The 15748-nt window shown below is 49.3% G+C and carries 12 protein-coding genes; 9 read left to right on the top strand and 3 right to left on the bottom strand.

Features of this window, described 5'->3' with window-relative positions; translation table 11 throughout:
• The first annotated feature begins 11 nt into the window (after positions 1-11).
• Together AC5JLB_RS06700 and AC5JLB_RS06695 are read left to right on the top strand one after the other, a co-directional pair.
• Complete coding sequence (locus AC5JLB_RS06700) at positions 12-845, top strand: carbohydrate ABC transporter permease (RefSeq protein ID WP_495873070.1); 834 nt, start codon at positions 12-14, stop codon at positions 843-845.
• 99 nt (positions 846-944) lie between these two features.
• The gene (locus tag AC5JLB_RS06695; protein ID WP_495873069.1) at positions 945-1730 is read left to right on the top strand and encodes a Uma2 family endonuclease; all 786 of its coding nucleotides are present in this window, start codon (positions 945-947) and stop codon (positions 1728-1730) included.
• Between the two features lies 1 nt (position 1731).
• Here AC5JLB_RS06695 and AC5JLB_RS06690 read toward each other — a convergent pair whose 3' ends face one another.
• Entirely contained in the window at positions 1732-3399 is a 1668-nt protein-coding gene (locus tag AC5JLB_RS06690; RefSeq protein ID WP_495873068.1) for an ABC transporter substrate-binding protein, read from the bottom strand.
• 88 nt (positions 3400-3487) lie between these two features.
• Here AC5JLB_RS06690 and AC5JLB_RS06685 point away from each other — a divergent pair, with 88 nt between their 5' ends.
• Positions 3488-3661: a hypothetical protein gene (locus AC5JLB_RS06685; protein WP_495873067.1), complete on the top strand. Its 174-nt coding sequence runs from the start codon at positions 3488-3490 to the stop codon at positions 3659-3661.
• Here AC5JLB_RS06685 and AC5JLB_RS06680 read toward each other — a convergent pair.
• Positions 3658-4551, bottom strand: coding sequence for an MBL fold metallo-hydrolase (locus AC5JLB_RS06680; RefSeq protein ID WP_495873066.1), 894 nt, complete (start codon positions 4549-4551; stop codon positions 3658-3660). The two genes, AC5JLB_RS06685 and AC5JLB_RS06680, sit on opposite strands and share 4 nt — an antisense overlap.
• A gap of 295 nt (positions 4552-4846) precedes the next feature.
• On the opposite strand from AC5JLB_RS06680, the gene AC5JLB_RS06675 reads away from it, so the two are divergent.
• Positions 4847-6595 carry a caspase, EACC1-associated type gene (locus AC5JLB_RS06675; protein ID WP_495873065.1) on the top strand — a complete coding sequence of 583 codons (1749 nt, stop codon included), beginning with the start codon at positions 4847-4849 and terminating at the stop codon, positions 6593-6595.
• A 76-nt stretch (positions 6596-6671) separates the two neighbouring features.
• Here the strand turns inward: AC5JLB_RS06675 and AC5JLB_RS06670 are convergent, their stop codons facing one another.
• Positions 6672-7283, bottom strand: a complete 612-nt coding sequence (locus tag AC5JLB_RS06670) for a TetR/AcrR family transcriptional regulator (RefSeq protein WP_495873064.1) — start codon at positions 7281-7283, stop codon at positions 6672-6674.
• 129 nt (positions 7284-7412) lie between these two features.
• Between AC5JLB_RS06670 and AC5JLB_RS06665 the strand changes: the two genes are divergently transcribed.
• The 5 genes from AC5JLB_RS06665 (at position 7413) to AC5JLB_RS06645 (ending at position 15583) form a co-directional block, all read left to right on the top strand.
• Positions 7413-8717 (top strand): HlyD family secretion protein, encoded by a 1305-nt coding sequence (locus tag AC5JLB_RS06665; RefSeq protein ID WP_495873063.1) that lies wholly within the window; start codon positions 7413-7415, stop codon positions 8715-8717.
• A 50-nt stretch (positions 8718-8767) separates the two neighbouring features.
• A complete protein-coding gene (locus AC5JLB_RS06660; protein WP_495873062.1) occupies positions 8768-10759 on the top strand; it encodes an ATP-binding cassette domain-containing protein in 1992 nt (663 codons plus the stop codon).
• Positions 10756-11862: an ABC transporter permease gene (locus AC5JLB_RS06655; protein WP_495873061.1), complete on the top strand. Its 1107-nt coding sequence runs from the start codon at positions 10756-10758 to the stop codon at positions 11860-11862. The genes AC5JLB_RS06660 and AC5JLB_RS06655 overlap by 4 nt, the downstream gene beginning before the upstream one ends.
• Before the next feature lie 156 nt (positions 11863-12018).
• Positions 12019-13140 (top strand): ABC transporter permease, encoded by a 1122-nt coding sequence (locus AC5JLB_RS06650; RefSeq protein WP_495873060.1) that lies wholly within the window; start codon positions 12019-12021, stop codon positions 13138-13140.
• 337 nt (positions 13141-13477) lie between these two features.
• On the top strand, positions 13478-15583 hold the full coding sequence (locus AC5JLB_RS06645; protein ID WP_495873059.1) for a TolC family protein: 2106 nt from the start codon (positions 13478-13480) through the stop codon (positions 15581-15583).
• The last annotated feature ends 165 nt before the right edge of the window (positions 15584-15748 follow it).

The following is a 15748-nucleotide window of genomic DNA, read 5'->3' as shown; positions in this document are numbered from 1 at the left end:
TTTGAAGTGCGATGATTCAGCGTAATCAGAGGTGGCGATCGTGGGGAATGTATGGCGTGCTCAGTGCGATCGCGCTAGTCATGCTGATTCCTTTAGTGTGGTTGGTGAGTACATCGTTTAAGTCGCCTACCGAAGATATTTTTCAGTTTCCGCCGCAGTTAATTCCCTCTCAGCCGACGTTTGAGAATTTTGTTACTGTTTGGCGAAGCAATCCGTTTGGGCGATATTTATTTAACAGCACGTTAGTTTCTGTATTAACAGTTGCGTTGAATTTACTGTTCTGCTCGCTGGCTGCTTATCCACTAGCAAGGCTTGCATTTCGAGGTCGAGAAATTATTTTTAGCGCGATCGTGGCGACGATTCTAATTCCGTTTCAGATTGTGATGATTCCGCTATATGTGTTAGCGGTGAAATTGGAGTTGCTCAACACCTATCTAGGCGTAATCTTTCCCGGAATTGCTTCTGCGTTTGGAATCTTTCTACTTCGACAAGCCTTTCAAGGGGTTCCCAAAGAGCTTGAAGAAGCGGCACGAATGGATGGCTGCTCAGAATTGGGCGTGTGGTGGCATGTGATGATTCCGTCTATTCGTCCTGCACTCGTCACCCTGGCGATCTTTGTGTTTATCGGCTCGTGGAGCGATTTTCTGTGGCCTCTTTTAGTGTTGGATCGTCCTGAATTATTTACACTTCCTCTTGGTGTCGCCAATCTTGCTGGCACCTTTACTTTAGATTGGCGATTGATTGCCGCCGGATCGGTCATTTCGATCGTGCCGATTCTCGTGTTTTTCGTGGCAATGCAGCACTACATTGTGCCAACTGAATCGGGCAGTGGCGTGAAGGGTTAACTAGGGCAGTCAAGTAGAACAATCAAATAGAACAACTGTGCTAGGCTGAAGATGCGTTAGGCTGGCAACCAAGCAACGGAAATTTGCGAAGGTACAGTTATGTCAACAGACACGTCTGAACAAGTTCCACCGTGGGAAATTCACGATTGGGTCAGTCCTCCTCCCACCGATCTGATTTTTGATGACGGAGAACCTTTGGAAACGAATCGTCACCGCCACGCGATGAATGTTCTGATTGATTCTGCCCTGTCTGCTTTGCGACATCGCACAGACAGCTTTGTGGGCGGCAATATGTTCGTCTACTACAGCCGCAATCAAACCATGAACCGGGATTTCCGAGGACCTGATTTCTTTGCGGTGCTAAACGTCGATGGTAATCGAGAGCGCAAGGGCTGGATCGTGTGGGAAGAAGAGGGGCGCTACCCAGATGTGATTGTAGAATTCATGTCGCCGAGTACCGCCAAAATCGATACAGGCATCAAGAAAACCCTTTACTCAGAGACCTTCCACACTGCAAATTACTTTGTCTACGATCCATTCGACTCCGATTCACTGCAAGGTTGGCACTTAGATTCGACGCAACAGTATCAGCCGCTTATCCCCAATGATCGCGGCTGGCTGTGGTGTGAAAAACTAGGACTCTGGATCGGAACGTGGGAGGGTAGAATTCGCCGGGAACCTGCTTCTGGGGCGTGCTACTGGTTGCGTTTTTATGACGAAGAAAGAGGATTGATTCCACTCTTTGACGAGGAGGCGCAACAGCAAGCAGAAGCAGAACGATTACGAGCAGAAGTGGCAGAGCAAGAAGCAGAAGCAGAACGATCACGAGCAGAGCGATTGGTACAACGATTACGCTCTCTTGGAATCGATCCAGACGACATTTAACTTATTTTTTCGCGATCGCTTCAAACGGTTCAGTCCCTAACGGGCTAGGCGTCCATCCATCAATTGTTTTACGCTGCACCAGTAGGGGTTCCGCATGAACGATGGGCAGTCTCACCGCTTCTCGATGAATAATTTCATCGACTTGAGCATAAAGCCGCGATCGCGCTGTTCGCTCTGACGTAGTTCTCGCTTGTTCTAACAGTTGCAAAACCTGATCGTTTTTCCATTTGCCTAAATCATTCGTCGCATCAGGCCCGAAATGCGGGTAGTAGAACGTATCCGGGTCGCCATAGTCTCCGATCCAGCCGAACATAAACGCTTGATAGCCTGGAGTTTTGAGGCGATCGCCCAGATAAGATGCCCAATCTTTCGTCTTGAGGTTGACCCGAATCCCAACTGCGCTCAAATCTGCGGCAAACGCTTCTGCGATCGGCTTAGGCGTTGGAAAATAAGGACGCGACACAGGCATATACCACAGGTCTAAATCAAACCCATTGGCATAACCTGCTTGCCGCAGCAAATCTTTTGCTTTTTGTGCATTAAACTCGTATTTCTGCAAGTTTTTAGCCTGCGCCCACTCCAGCGATGGCGGCACAAAGTGAGCATCGCTGACGGCTGCCCCTTTCCAAAACGCTTGAACGATCGCTTGCTGATTAATCGCGTGAGCGATCGCTTGTCTCACTCGCACATCAGAAAATGGTTTGTAGCTGGGATTGAGCGCCAAATAACCAACGTTGAACGACGGACGGGCAACGACCGAAACCGCTGCATCTCGCTCAATTTCACCCTTTTGATCAGGAGCAAGATCAACCGTAAAATCAAGCTGTCCAGCCCGGAGTTGAGCAAGTCTAGCGCTGGCATCTGTGACAAAGCGCATGACTAGTTGATTGGACTTTGGCAGTCCTGGCTTCCAGTAGTTAGGATTTTTTTCCAGAACAATGCGATCGCCGCTCCGCCATTCTTTAAACACAAATGCGCCTGTTCCAACTGCGCCGCCTGCCGGAGTGCCATAATTTGCGCCTGCTTTTTGAATTGCCGTCGGGCTAGCGATGCTGAAATAACCCGATGCGATCGTGGATGGAAACGCAGCAAACGGTTGCTTCAAGACAAACTGAACCGTAGACGAATCAACAGCTTTAACATCTTGAATTAACGAATTTGGTTCACCTTTATATCCGCCAAAAATTTGGCCCCAAATCTCGTAAGTCTTTCCAGCATTACGAAAACTATTGGGGTTATTTTTGTCCCACCAGCGATCGAAGTTAAATTTCACAGCTTCTGCGTTGAAGTCAGTTCCGTCGTGGAATTTTACGCCTTGACGCAGCTTAAATGTATAGGTCTTACCGTCTGAAGAAGCATTCCAAGCGGTGGCTAAGCTCGGCTGTAGCTCTGTTGTTCCAGGTTTAAACTCCAGCAAACGGTTGTAAATTTGGTTGTGAACAATGAGCGAATTTCCATCAGTGACATTGCCCGCTTCTAAATTCACAGGTTGCCCGCCCGACCCATACACCAAAACACCAGATGAGCCAGCAGTCCCACTTGTAGCAGGATTCGAGGCGTTTTGGTTTTGAGTGCAGTTCGTCAGGATCACCGACAAGGCAAACAACGTTGCGAGAAATCCGATGCGCCAATGTCTAAACAGAGGAAGTGAGCGTTTACGCTGTGCCATTGCCGTGTGTATTGCTATTACAGCCGAGATAGTCGATTTCTAAGCATAGTATCAATTGCGTTTAGAAAGGGAGTTGACAGCTTTCGTGATGCTTCATGCGATTAGCGCAGAGCGCAACTCCGAAGGAACTGTGGGATTCATCGTAAATGACCTGAGATCGCTAGTTGATAACGAATTTTTAGCAGATGTTGCAGATGAAATTATTTCCGTCATCTGCTCATCCGCTACATCCGCTACCAAATCTGCTGCCAACACTCTTTAATCCCACTCTCCCGTACGCGCATCCAGCCCCATCCAAGATAAACACTTCAGCATTTCTTGGTGCATCGTTTTCTCGTCTGCATGAAAGCGTCGTCCGTGACCGGGAAGCACCCACTCAAACGAATAGTGGCTGAGTTTTTCCATCGATTTCTTCAACTCATCCCACGAATACCAACACGCTTCTCGGAACCCAACCAAGTGATTTTGCTTGGTAGACCACGCGAGATGATCGCCCGTGAACAAGAATCGATTTTGGTAAAGCAGAACCGTATGTCCTTTGGTATGTCCAGGAACCGGAATGATCAGCAATTCTGGATCGAGTTGGATCGGCTCAAGCCCAGTCAATTTGAGTTCAACGCTCTCAGTGCTGCGAGTAATTTCGTCGGTGTGAAGGATACGATCGCAGCCAAAATGATCATGAAATTTCTGGTGATCGGCAACATCATCACGATGGGTTAGGTACAGATAGCGCACGCCTCCCATTGCTTCGATTCGCTTCACAAGCGGCGGTGTAAATCGAGGGGAATCAACCAAAATGTTTCCTTCCGGTCGCTGGATCAGATAGCTTGCCGCCCCAAAGGAATTCTCAGCGTGATAGCCGCAGTGATATACATTCTCTGCCACCAGAATCGGAAAGCTCGCTTGAGCGATTTTAATATCGGTCGGTTTGTCAACGGTTCCAATCGATGCGGTAGGACAGGACAAAAGTGCCTGCATTGCGCTTAGGCGTTCGGGTTCGGTTTGAGGCTGATGATAGACGATCGATTGAGCGCGATCGCGAGAAAAAATGTCTGGAGCCATCCAACGACAGGTATCGCAATCAATGCAGGAGCGATCGACGTAAAAATCACCGTCTGCGTTCTCAGGTCTTCGTTCAGTGAGGTGAGCCATAGAACATTCAGCATTAAAAGGACAAATTTTAAACCGTATCTCTTTAATCATACTCATTACGAGTATGATTTAGCGCAATTTTTCATCATTCTCGATCCGTGTAGTGGGATCGCAAAAATCTTGTGCAAAGATCTGCTTCGAGAAATCGCAGATTTGGATGCGCTATTTCTGTATTCGCGCTATTTCTAGCTGCTTCTCGTGCTGATACACCCCTTTTCAGAAGAAATTCTGATAATCTTCTTTACCAAGGGATTGCTTGATAGTTTGACGGTTAGCACATCGATCGGGGGCTTGCATGACAGCAGCACTGCTTATTGGGGTTGGTCAGTACGAAGACAAAAGTTTTAGCGCGTTGCCTGCCGCGACAGAAGACGTAAAGAAACTGCAAGACGTTCTGCAACATCCACACATTGGCGCGGTTCGTGCATCAGAAGTGGCGTCGCTGCTCGATCCAGATTTGCAACAGGTGCGCTCTGCCCTGAAAATGCTGACCAACTGCTCATCAAATGAAGTTGTTCTGGTTTACTTTTCTGGATATGGCATTGTCGATGACTCTGGGCAATTATTTTTAGCAAGCCGCACGACTCGACGCGATACCCTAAACGAAACCGCGCTCTCGATGGCAGAGGTGCAAGAGAGCTTAGAGAACTGTCGATCGCAGCAGCAGGTTCTCATTCTCGACGGCTGTTTTAGTGGTGCCTATGCTCAAGGTATGGTTGCAGACAGCGATATTGACAAAATCGGACAACAGCTTAGCGGTAAACGCCGCGTCCTGCTCACATCGCCGTGGTCACTCGACTACTCGCCTCAAGAGAAATCTGACCTCTCTACCTACACTCAATGTCTGATCGAGGGTTTATCGACGGGGATGGCAGACGGAATCGGGCATCGAACTCTTGACGGACAAATTTCGATCATCGAGTTGCACGACTATATTTGCGATCGCATTGCCACAAAGCTGCCTGCTGCCAAACCTAGGCTCTACACAACGGGTCATGGCTACGAAATTCCGATCGCTCAAGCTCCGTATCTTGACTTCCGCAAAGAAGCGCTGAGTTTAGCCAGTCAAGGAGGAATTTCTCCGGTCGGAAACAAAATTTTGGATGCACTACAAATTAAGCACAGTGTTCCAGATGCGATCGCGAATCAAATCAAAGCAGAAGCAGTTCAGCCGTTTGAGATCCAACGGGACAAGCGCAAGCAGCTAGAAGACCTCCGCACCAACATTGCCCAAGGTGGACAAATTAGCGACAACACTCAAACCGAGTTGATGCGATTGCAAGAAGTCTACGATCTAAGCCCAGACTCTGGTTCTCGATACGCTCTACAACCCGACTCTAATGCTAAAAGGGATACTCCTACTCTCGCTCCTTACCCTATGGCAGGCATGGCAGCCGCAGGAGTGGCTGATCCGGGTCAACAAACTATAGCTCCCCCACCCGAAACGTCTCTTAACAATCCTGATCCTCCAGTTGCCCCAACAGAACTCGACAATCGCCCTTCCACTCGTTTAGAGCGGATGAACCAGTTCATTCAAGAGCGAAATTTGCCGCGCGATTTTTCTTCGGATGGCTGGCTGATTGCACTCGCAGGACTCGCCGTTCTAGCATTGCTCGGAGCCGTTCTATTTGCTGTGTTTCAGCCGCTGCTTCCCCGCTCCGCCAATAATTTCTCTAACGCTGAAGAATTTTTTCAAGATGGCTATCGCAAAAGTCAGGGGATCGATCGCCAAGGTGCGATCGATGCCTATACTCAGGCGATCGATCTTGATTCTAATAATTCCAACTTCTATTACAACCGGGGCATTGAGCATGCGAAAGCGGGCAATCGACCGCAGGCGATCGCAGACTACAATCGCGCAATTAGCCTCGACCCTGCGTTTGCTGATGCCTATTTCAATCGTGCTAACACCTCCCTTGCTTCTGGAGACAATAGCGCAGCGCTTCGGGACTATCAGCAAGCCGCAAAACTGTACGGGGAGCAGAAACTGACTGATGAACAGAAACGCGCTCAGAATGCGGCTACAAGGCTACAAGGGCAGTAAGCTTGTACGGAACCCGTCAGTAAAGCTACGTGAATGGGAATTAATCCAGAAAGGATGCAAAATTTGGCTTAATCGTTCAGTTAGAGCGCCCTAAAATCAAATCGATCAGCGTATTAATCAAGCGATCGCTCTCCAACGGCATCAATTCTCGACCGTGCATGATGTTTTGAAACATCACATGAGAGACGAGGGAGCCAAAGAAAATGTGAGCGATCGCTTCTGGATCAGAAATATTTAGCTCTGGGTGAGCCTTGAGATACTCAATGAGCAGCGATTTTCCACGCAGAATCACAGTTTGAGAAAACAACTTTGCAAGGTCTGGAAATCGCTCTGATTCAGCAATCGTTATCCGCATCAGAGAAATGTATTCTGGGTTGCCTGCAACCTTCGTTAGATACGTCGTTGCAAGTTCTCGTAGCAGCGTTTCAGGCGCTTTTGCGTGAGACTCAGACCCGATCAGATCCCGAAATCGCCCAATTGTGATGCGTTCAATCAACGCAATGAACAAATTTTCCTTATCGCCAAAGTGACTGTAGATCGTCTGCTTAGAAACGCCTGCTTCGGCTGCTACCCGATCCATACTGGTTCGGGCATACCCAAAGGTCAAGAAAATTCGCGTTGCCCCTTGAAGAATCTGTTCTTGCTTTTGAGTGAGGGGCGGATCTGATTTAGTCTCTGATTTAGTCATAGTGAGAAACCCGAATCGAGATTAATTTTTTCAAATCAGACTTGTTTAATCATACTAGACCGTCTAGTATGATTCGTATAAATCATCAGAAACGTTCGCGATTTGCCGCGATCGCAAGGTGTACTGATTATGACTCAGACTCTTCCTCAACCGGCTGACAGCCCTGCTGCGGCTGCACCTCAGAAATCTGCGAGACGCAAGCCAAATCCTAGACTACTCATTCCAGTGGTGCTAGCGATCGCGGCGATCAGTTACGGCATTTGGTTGCTGATTCCGCGCCCGGCTGCCACAAGTCTCAAGTTGAGCGGACGCATCGAAGCGAATGAAACCGACATTGGCGCGAAAACTGCTGGACGCATCACCTCAATGAAATTTCGGGAAGGAGATGAAGTACAGCCAGGGCAAGTTGTGGCTCAACTAACCGATGAAGAAGTCAATGCTCAACTGCTAGCGGCAACGTCAGAGGTTGCCGCGGCAAGGCAGGCAGAACAGCAAGCCAAACTCGACATTGCCGTCGTCGATAGTCGGATTCAAGAAGCGCAACTCAATCTGGTGCAGTCTAGAGGAGATGCACGAGGTCGGATTGAGCAAGCGTCTTCTACCGTGTCGTCTGCGCGGGCACAACTGTCGCAGGCAGAGGCACAGGTGAAACAGGCACAAGCGCAGGTAAAAGAAGCCGAGTCGCGATTGAAATTTGCTCAGAAAGACCGCGATCGCTATGCTCAACTCGTCGCTCAAGGCGCAATTGATCGCCAGCAGTTTGAGCAGTCGCAAACCAATCTTGAAGTCGCTCAAGCCTCCGTTGGAACGGCTCAAGCCACTCTGCAAGCTCGTCAAGATGCCGCTAGAGCCGCCCGTGATCAGCTTAATGCTGCCTCTGGCAGTCTGACTCAAGTTGAAACCACGCGACTCAATCCTCAAATCCGAGATGCTCAGCTAGAAGGACTTTCTCAACAACGTCAGCAAGCTCAAGCAAAACTCGCGGCGGCTCAAGCCAACGTTAAAACTGCGATCGCCAATCAGCAGCAATATCAGAAACGCTTAGATTCATTCGAGATTAAAAGCCCCATTCATGGAGTCGTAACGGCGCGACCTGTGGAGCCTGGAGCCGTTGTTGCAACAGGTCGAACACTACTAACAGTCATCGATTTGAACACGGTTTATTTACGCGGATTCGTTCCAGAAGGAGACATCGGAAAGATTCGAGTAGGGCAGCAAGCGAGTGTCTTTCTCGATTCCAATCCGTCTCAGCCATTGACTGCTAGAGTCGCTGCGATCGATCCCAAAGCGTCGTTCACGCCAGAGAACATTTATTTTCGCGACGATCGCGTGAAACAAGTTTTTGGAATCAAACTATCGATTGACGATCCATCGGGGTTTGCAAAACCTGGAATGCCTGCGGATGGAGAGATTAGGTTGAGGGATGAAGGATGAGGGATGAGGGATGAAACACTAGGAGTAGAGCCATTTGGGAGGACAACCGTATGAGTCAGAGTGCCACAACATATTCTCAAAACCCAATTCATCCCTCATCCTTCATCCCTCATCCCTCCAACTGCGTTCTCCACGTCCACGATCTTCACAAACACTACGGACGAGTTGCCGCTGTTCGAGGAATCGACTTTACAGTGCAGCAGGGCGAAATTTTTGGCTTGATTGGTCCTGATGGTGCTGGAAAAACGACAACCTTTCATATTCTTGGCGGCGTTTTAGAAGCGACGGCGGGAGAGGTTCAGGTCTTGGGGCAACCTGCGCGAGATGCGCGGCTCAAAATTGGCTACCTGACACAGCAGTTTTCGCTGTACCTAGATTTGAGCCTTGATGAGAATTTGCGCTATGTGGCGGGCTTGCGCGAAGTCGATGCTCAGATTTTTCAAGAGCGGCGACGCAAGTATCTCCAGCTAATGAGTTTGGATTGGTTCAGCGATCGCTTAGCGGGGCAGCTCTCAGGCGGAATGAAGCAAAAGCTGGCGCTCTGCTGTGCCTTAGTGTCTCAACCCGAACTGCTGCTGCTCGACGAACCCACGACCGGTGTTGATCCGGTGTCTCGCCGGGAGTTTTGGGATGTTCTCGCGGCGCTTGCAGCAGAAGGGGTTACTGTCGTGGTTGCTACGCCTTATCTCGATGAAGCCGAACGCTGCGATCGCGTTGCCCTGATGTACGACGGTCAAATTCAAGAAATCGGAACGCCTGCCGAACTTAAGCGCAACTTAGGCTTGCATCGTCTAGAAGTTCACACGCCCGACCTCGCCAGCGCCGAACGCATTCTCACGAGTGCCCCATCCACGCACCTGATTGATACTCAAACCTTTGGCGATCGCTTAGATGTTCTCGTCAGCGATCCTCAAGCTGGGGAAGCTCAAGTCAAACAACTGTTTGCCCAACACAATTTAGACCTCTCCGCCCTTGAATCTGCTGAGCCGACGTTAGAAAACGTCTTCGTCACTCGTCTCCGTCAACAGGGTTCTGCTCCTGGATTTTTTGAATTTCCTAGAGCGCGAGGCGGGCAAAGACGAGCCACCGATCAAATTGCGATTTACGCGAACAAGCTCGATCGTAGGTTTGGCGAGTTTCAGGCGGTTAAAAACGTCAACATTGAGATCCGCTACGGCGAAATTTTTGGGTTACTTGGAGCCAACGGCGCAGGTAAAACCACAACGATTAAAATGCTGTGTGGGTTACTTCCTGCCAGCGCTGGCGATATCTCGTTAGGCGGAGAGCGTGGCAATCTACGCACAAGCGAACTGAGACGCAGAATCGGCTACATGAGCCAAAAATTTACGCTGTACGATGACCTCACCATTCTTCAGAACCTAGAGTTTTATAGCGGGGTCTACGGAGTGCCGCGTAAACTCCGCCGCGAGAAAATCGATTGGGTGATCGCCACGTGCGGACTCGAAGGACAAGAAAACATGCTGACCGGACAACTTCCCGGCGGTTGGAAGCAGCGCGTCGCCTTTGGGTCATCTGTAATGCACGAACCAGACATTCTGTTTCTTGATGAACCCACATCGGGTGTTGATCCGTTGGCGCGTCGCCAGTTTTGGCGACTCATCAACGACTTCGCCCGCAACGGAACCGCGATTCTTGTGACCACCCACTACCTCGAAGAAGCTGAGCAGTGTAATCGTATGAGCTTTATGGTGGCAGGAGAAACCGTGCTAGAAGGCTCTCCTAGCCAAATCAAAGCCGCACAGCCGGGACAACTCCTTGAAGTGGTTGTTACTGCTTCAGAGCGTCATGAACCAAATCCAACTCAAGCGGCGTCTAATGTGCTGAAACAGCAAATGGAGCCGTGGCGGGTGTCGATTTTTGCCGATCGCTTACATGTTGCGATCAATGATCCAGCAGAAATAGACGCGGTGCGATCGCGCCTCCAAGCAGCTCACCTGACGATTTCCTCAATTCGCCCGATCCCTTACTCTCTTGAAGATGCTTTTATCGGTGTGGTTCAACGCACGCAGGTCAAGCCATGAAGCGAATTTTAGCTCAATGCAGCAAAGAACTGGCTCAATTTCGGCGCGATCGCTTGACGTTAGCGTTAGCGTTCATCCTGCCTGTGATGACGCTATTTATCTTCGGCTTTGCAATTCGGTTAGAAGCCAAGAACATCACCCTGATTGTGCAAGATTTTGATCACAGTAATCTTAGCCAAAGTTATGTTGAACGCTTATACGCAACGAATCAATTTCTTCCCGTTCAATGGAGCGGCACTGATCCGGTTCGAGATGGAATTGAACGAGGATTGGCAAAAGCGGCTGTAATTATCTCTCCAGAGTTTAGCCGAGATGTTAAAGCTGGAAAAACTAGTGTTGTTCAAGTCTTGATTGACGGAACCGATGTCAACAATGCTCGTGTGATTAAAAATAGTATTCAAGCGTTCACAAATGCTTTTATCCAAGATCAAAATCTATTGCAGTCGCCTAGCAAAATTTTACCTCGCATTAGGCTTTGGTTTAATCCAGGGCGTCAAGAGTCGCTTTATATTGTTCCAGGGGTTTTTGGGGTAATTTTGGCGATTTATCCATCGTTGCTGGCCGCCCTGGCAATGTCTCGTGAGAAGGAGCAGGGAACGATTCTGCAAATCTATGCATCCAGCGTCAGCGCGGCTGAGCTACTGCTGGGGAAAGGGCTTGCCTATTTTATCGTTGCGATCGGACAAACGTTGTTTGTTATGGGATTAGGCTGTGCGATTTGGCAACTCGGATTTGTTGGAGATCCAACTCCGTTGCTGATTGGTTCGCTTGCGTTTTTGGCTGCTAGCGTCATGTTCGGATTGTTTATCGGCGTGCGTGCGAGTAATCGATCCGTTGCTGTTCAGGGAGTGGCTACCGTAGGCTTTCTGTTATCACTGTTGTTGTCTGGTTTTATCTATCCTCTCAACAACATTCCGTTTCCGCTATCACTGATCACAAACTTAGTTCCAGCCCGGTACTACATCGAGTTAACCCGTGATGCCTTTGTGCGAGGAACGGGTTGGTCAGGCGTATGGTCGGCTCCTTTGCTGTTGGCTCTACTAGCGTTTCTTCTATTTAGTATTGCTCGCAAAATTATTAGTCGAATGCAGCTATCTGGGTAGGAAACGGAGGTGAAAGCAGTAGATGGAGTTTAACAAGCACGATTTTTGGAAGCACAATTTTTGAACAAGCACACCTTTAAATACTCTAACTAAAGAACGAATGGTTCTTGTATCACTAATCTTTCGGTTTTTGCCAATCTTGTCCTATGCAGTCCTATGAAACTTTTTCGACGATTGATTGAGAGTCGGTTTTGGGTGCTGTCTGTCAAAGAAATTAGTCAAATTCTTCGCAACAAGCAACTCATCTTTCTCCTGGTGTTTCCTCCCACCATTCAATTGCTGATCTTTGGATTGGCACTCAATCCCGATGTGCAGCATCTCAAACTGGGCGTTACCGACTATTCCAATACACCCATGAGTCGTGAGTTAATTTCTGCCTTAACCGCCAACGAGGTCTTTGAGGTGAAATCAGTTACTCTCGACGAACATGCTCTAGGCGAACAAGTCCGACGAGGACAAATCACTGCTGGACTGGTCATTCCGCCAAATTTCAATCGTCTGTTGAAGAGCGATCAGCCCGCCGAAGTTCAGGTACTGATTGATGCGGTTGATGCAAATACAGCAGGAATCGCCAACGGATATATGAGCCAGATCATCAATCAGTTCGGTCGCCAATTCATGCCAAACGTTGTGCCGCCGATCCAAACGCAAGCGACAATTTTGTACAATCCTGGATTAGTTTCTAGCTGGTTTATTGTGCCGGGAGTGATTGGATTGGTTCTCAATTTAGGCAGTTCTCTTGTGTCTACGGCGGCAGTTGTGCGAGAAAAAGATACGGGTACGCTCGAACAGCTATTGATGACGCCTGCTGCCGCGTGGGAAATTATTTTAGCGAAAGTGGTTCCATTGTTTGTTTTGTTGCTAGGAGAAGTGATTTTAGCGCTGAGTGTTGCCACCTTCATCTTCCAAGTTCCCTTTAGAGGAAATATCTTTTTATACCTGTTTTTTGCGGGGCTGTATGCCTGCGTCGGTATCGGAATTGGCTTTCTACTCGCAACGGTGTGTCGGACGCAGCAGCAGGCGATTTTGACTTCATTCTTTATCAATCTGCCCCTGATTCAGCTATCAGGCGCGATCGCGCCTGTGGAAAGTATGCCAAAATTCTTCCAAATCTTCTCGCTCGCGAATCCCTTACGCCATTTTGTCACCATCTCACGCGGCGTTCTTCTAAAAGGAAACGGTCTCGATGTACTGTATCCTGAGGCACTTGCATTATTTGCGTTTGCGATCGTTCTCCTAACGATCAGTACTAATAAATTCCGCACACAGCTTAGTTAGACGCCTGATTAGACAACTGAATCCTTCTTATGCTAAGCAATGTACTTAAAGGGCGAATAATCATCCGTTCTAAGCAAATTACAAAAAGGTTTGGCGATTTTCTGCGTCAAACGGTATCCTGCTTAAGGTTGCTGACGTTCAAGGTAAAATCTGGACTGATTAAATCTGGACTTAAGGGGTGAGAGGTGAGTGCTTGACTTATAATCCTAAATCTCTAATCCTAAAGCCTCGGTTTCTCCTAGACGTTTCATTGTGGGCTAATCGAAATCGTATGAAAACGTGTCTTCATTTATTTGCATTCGGTGTAGGAGCGTTGATCGTCCTGGGTCATACGGAAATGACACACGCAAAGCCTGCTTCTAGTCGTGCTGCCCAAGATGAGCCAGAACCGCCCATCTCGCTTGCTCCTGTTGCAATGGCGACATTAGCGCCGTCTGCGATCGCTCAAATTGCGAATGAGTTTGGCGCTCCTCTGCCATTGGCTCAGTCTGTTAACCAGCCACGGGTAAATGCGGCGAACCCTGGTAACACGGCTAAGCCCGTTACAATCAGCCAAGCTGCCATCAGCCAAGCAACCCCCGCTCCAGCCCAAACCACTCCTTTTCCACCTGCTGGTACCTCCACTCCCCCATCCAGCACAACAGCCCCTACTCGACCCAGCCCTGCGCCCAGCCCAGCAACCGTAACGCCCACTCCTCAACCCGGTTCGGCTCCTTCAAGCGCCCCATCTACTCCACCGACTAAATCTGTTCCTGTTCCAGAACAACTCAATCCATCTGCAAATCCGCTTTCATTTCCCACCCGACCCAGCGAAGTCCAACTTCGTGATACTCGGCAAATTTCTTTACAGCAAGCCATTGAACTTGCCGAGCGCAACAACCGAGATATCGAAATCTCTCGCCTAGAGGTAGAACGCAGTCAGGCAACCTTACGGGAAGCGCGGTCATCCTTTCTGCCAACCTTGAGTTTCCGGGCAGGTCTAGGTCGCTCTGGTAGCAATGTGGGCGGCTCATCGTCGTCCTTTAATTCTTTGGGTTCCTCTAGAACAGGGTTGTCTACGGGTAGTACGGTTGGTGGTACTGGGGTTAGTGGTATTGTAGCAACGCCGCAAACCCAAACGCCGTCTCTCTCAGGTCAGACCACGGGCAACACAACAGGTAACACAACGGGTACTACTTCGGGAAATACAACAGGTACTACCACAAACAATACAGGTACCACAACTGGCGGCACGACAACAGGTACTACGACTGGCGCAACTGGCCCAACGAGTAGTGTAACCAGTGCTAGTCGGGTTGCCGCTCAGACGGTCGATGGTGGTGATACGAGCGGCACGGTGCAGCAACCTCAGACCTCCCCATCTACAGGCGTTACATCGCCAACTACTGTAAATGACTTCTCTAGTTTGGGCAGTACCAGTTCGGTGCGAACCTCCTTGAGCGGCTCACTGCAACTAAACTATGATCTGTATACGTCTGGCTTACGCAACGCGAATTTGCGAGCTGCCGAACGACAAGTGCGAGCGAGCGAGCTAGCCTTAGAACGCACTCGGCAACAACTCCGGCTCGATGTATCGGGTGACTACTACGATTTGCAAGATGCCGATGAGCAGGTGCGGATCAATCAGGCCGCCGTTGCCAATGCCCAAGCAAACGTGAATGATGCGCTTGCACAAGAAAGGGCTGGACTGGGAACTCGATTTGATGTTTTGCGTGCCCAAGTGAACCTTGCCAATGCTCAACAGCAGCTCACCAACGCGCAAGCCACTCAGGTGATTCGGCGGCGTCAGCTATCACAGCGATTGAGTTTACCTGAATATGCTAATGTGACGGCGGCTGATCCGGTGGAAGTGGCTGGAAGTTGGGCACTACCGCTTGAAGACAGCATTGTTTTAGCCTACAGAAATCGGTCTGAGTTAGAAGAGCAACTAGTGCAACGAGACATTAGCGAGCAACAGCGCCGCGCGGTTTTGTCGGCCAACGGTCCAACCCTCAGTGCAAGTGCTGATTACGGCTTTTCTCAAGGCTTTGGCAGCGATGCATCAACAGGCGATAACTACACCTTTGCTCTGCAAGCGCAGTGGAACCTGTTTGATGGGGGAGCAACGATCGCAAGAGCGAGACAACGAGAGAAAGATAAAGAAATTGCTGAAAGCCGGTTTGCTCAAAACCGCAATACGATTCGGTTTGAAGTTGAGCAATCCTATGCGAATCTCCAAGCGAACCTCGTTAACATTGCAACTACCGAGCAAGCCGTGACACAGGCGCTAGAAGCGTTACGATTAGCGGTTCTAAGATTGCAGGCGGGAGTCGGAACGCAAACCGAGCGAATTAACGCTGAAACGGATTTGACTCGTGCCCGTGGTAACCGAGTCAGCGCCATCATTGGCTACAACCGCTCTCTAGCGCAATTGCGGCGGGCCGTTAGCAATCTGGCTCAATAGTTCTAAGGGTGCAAGCTTGTTGACATCCGCGATCGCATCAATCGTGCCCCTCACCAATCGTGTCCCTCTAGAGAAATGGTACTGGCTAACCTGTACTCCGTTTAGAGCCTCAACATGACTGACTTTTGAGCAACTAGAAAATGTTCTGCTGAGTTAAGCCATTTT

This window comes from Myxacorys chilensis (assembly GCF_059505265.1).
Note: the sequence above shows the minus strand (reverse complement) of the source record. Positions and strands in the feature narration are given on the sequence as shown.

Bases quoted from the DNA above. Each gene is read 5' to 3' on its own strand.
- AC5JLB_RS06700 (WP_495873070.1), top strand. From the start codon at position 12: ATGATTCAGCGTAATCAGAGGTGGCGATCGTGGGGAATGTATGGCGTG.
- AC5JLB_RS06695 (WP_495873069.1), top strand. From the start codon at position 945: ATGTCAACAGACACGTCTGAACAAGTTCCACCGTGGGAAATTCACGAT.
- AC5JLB_RS06690 (WP_495873068.1), bottom strand. From the start codon at position 3,399: ATGGCACAGCGTAAACGCTCACTTCCTCTGTTTAGACATTGGCGCATC.
- AC5JLB_RS06685 (WP_495873067.1), top strand. From the start codon at position 3,488: ATGCTTCATGCGATTAGCGCAGAGCGCAACTCCGAAGGAACTGTGGGA.
- AC5JLB_RS06680 (WP_495873066.1), bottom strand. From the start codon at position 4,551: ATGGCTCACCTCACTGAACGAAGACCTGAGAACGCAGACGGTGATTTT.
- AC5JLB_RS06675 (WP_495873065.1), top strand. From the start codon at position 4,847: ATGACAGCAGCACTGCTTATTGGGGTTGGTCAGTACGAAGACAAAAGT.
- AC5JLB_RS06670 (WP_495873064.1), bottom strand. From the start codon at position 7,283: ATGACTAAATCAGAGACTAAATCAGATCCGCCCCTCACTCAAAAGCAA.
- AC5JLB_RS06665 (WP_495873063.1), top strand. From the start codon at position 7,413: ATGACTCAGACTCTTCCTCAACCGGCTGACAGCCCTGCTGCGGCTGCA.
- AC5JLB_RS06660 (WP_495873062.1), top strand. From the start codon at position 8,768: ATGAGTCAGAGTGCCACAACATATTCTCAAAACCCAATTCATCCCTCA.
- AC5JLB_RS06655 (WP_495873061.1), top strand. From the start codon at position 10,756: ATGAAGCGAATTTTAGCTCAATGCAGCAAAGAACTGGCTCAATTTCGG.
- AC5JLB_RS06650 (WP_495873060.1), top strand. From the start codon at position 12,019: ATGAAACTTTTTCGACGATTGATTGAGAGTCGGTTTTGGGTGCTGTCT.
- AC5JLB_RS06645 (WP_495873059.1), top strand. From the start codon at position 13,478: ATGACACACGCAAAGCCTGCTTCTAGTCGTGCTGCCCAAGATGAGCCA.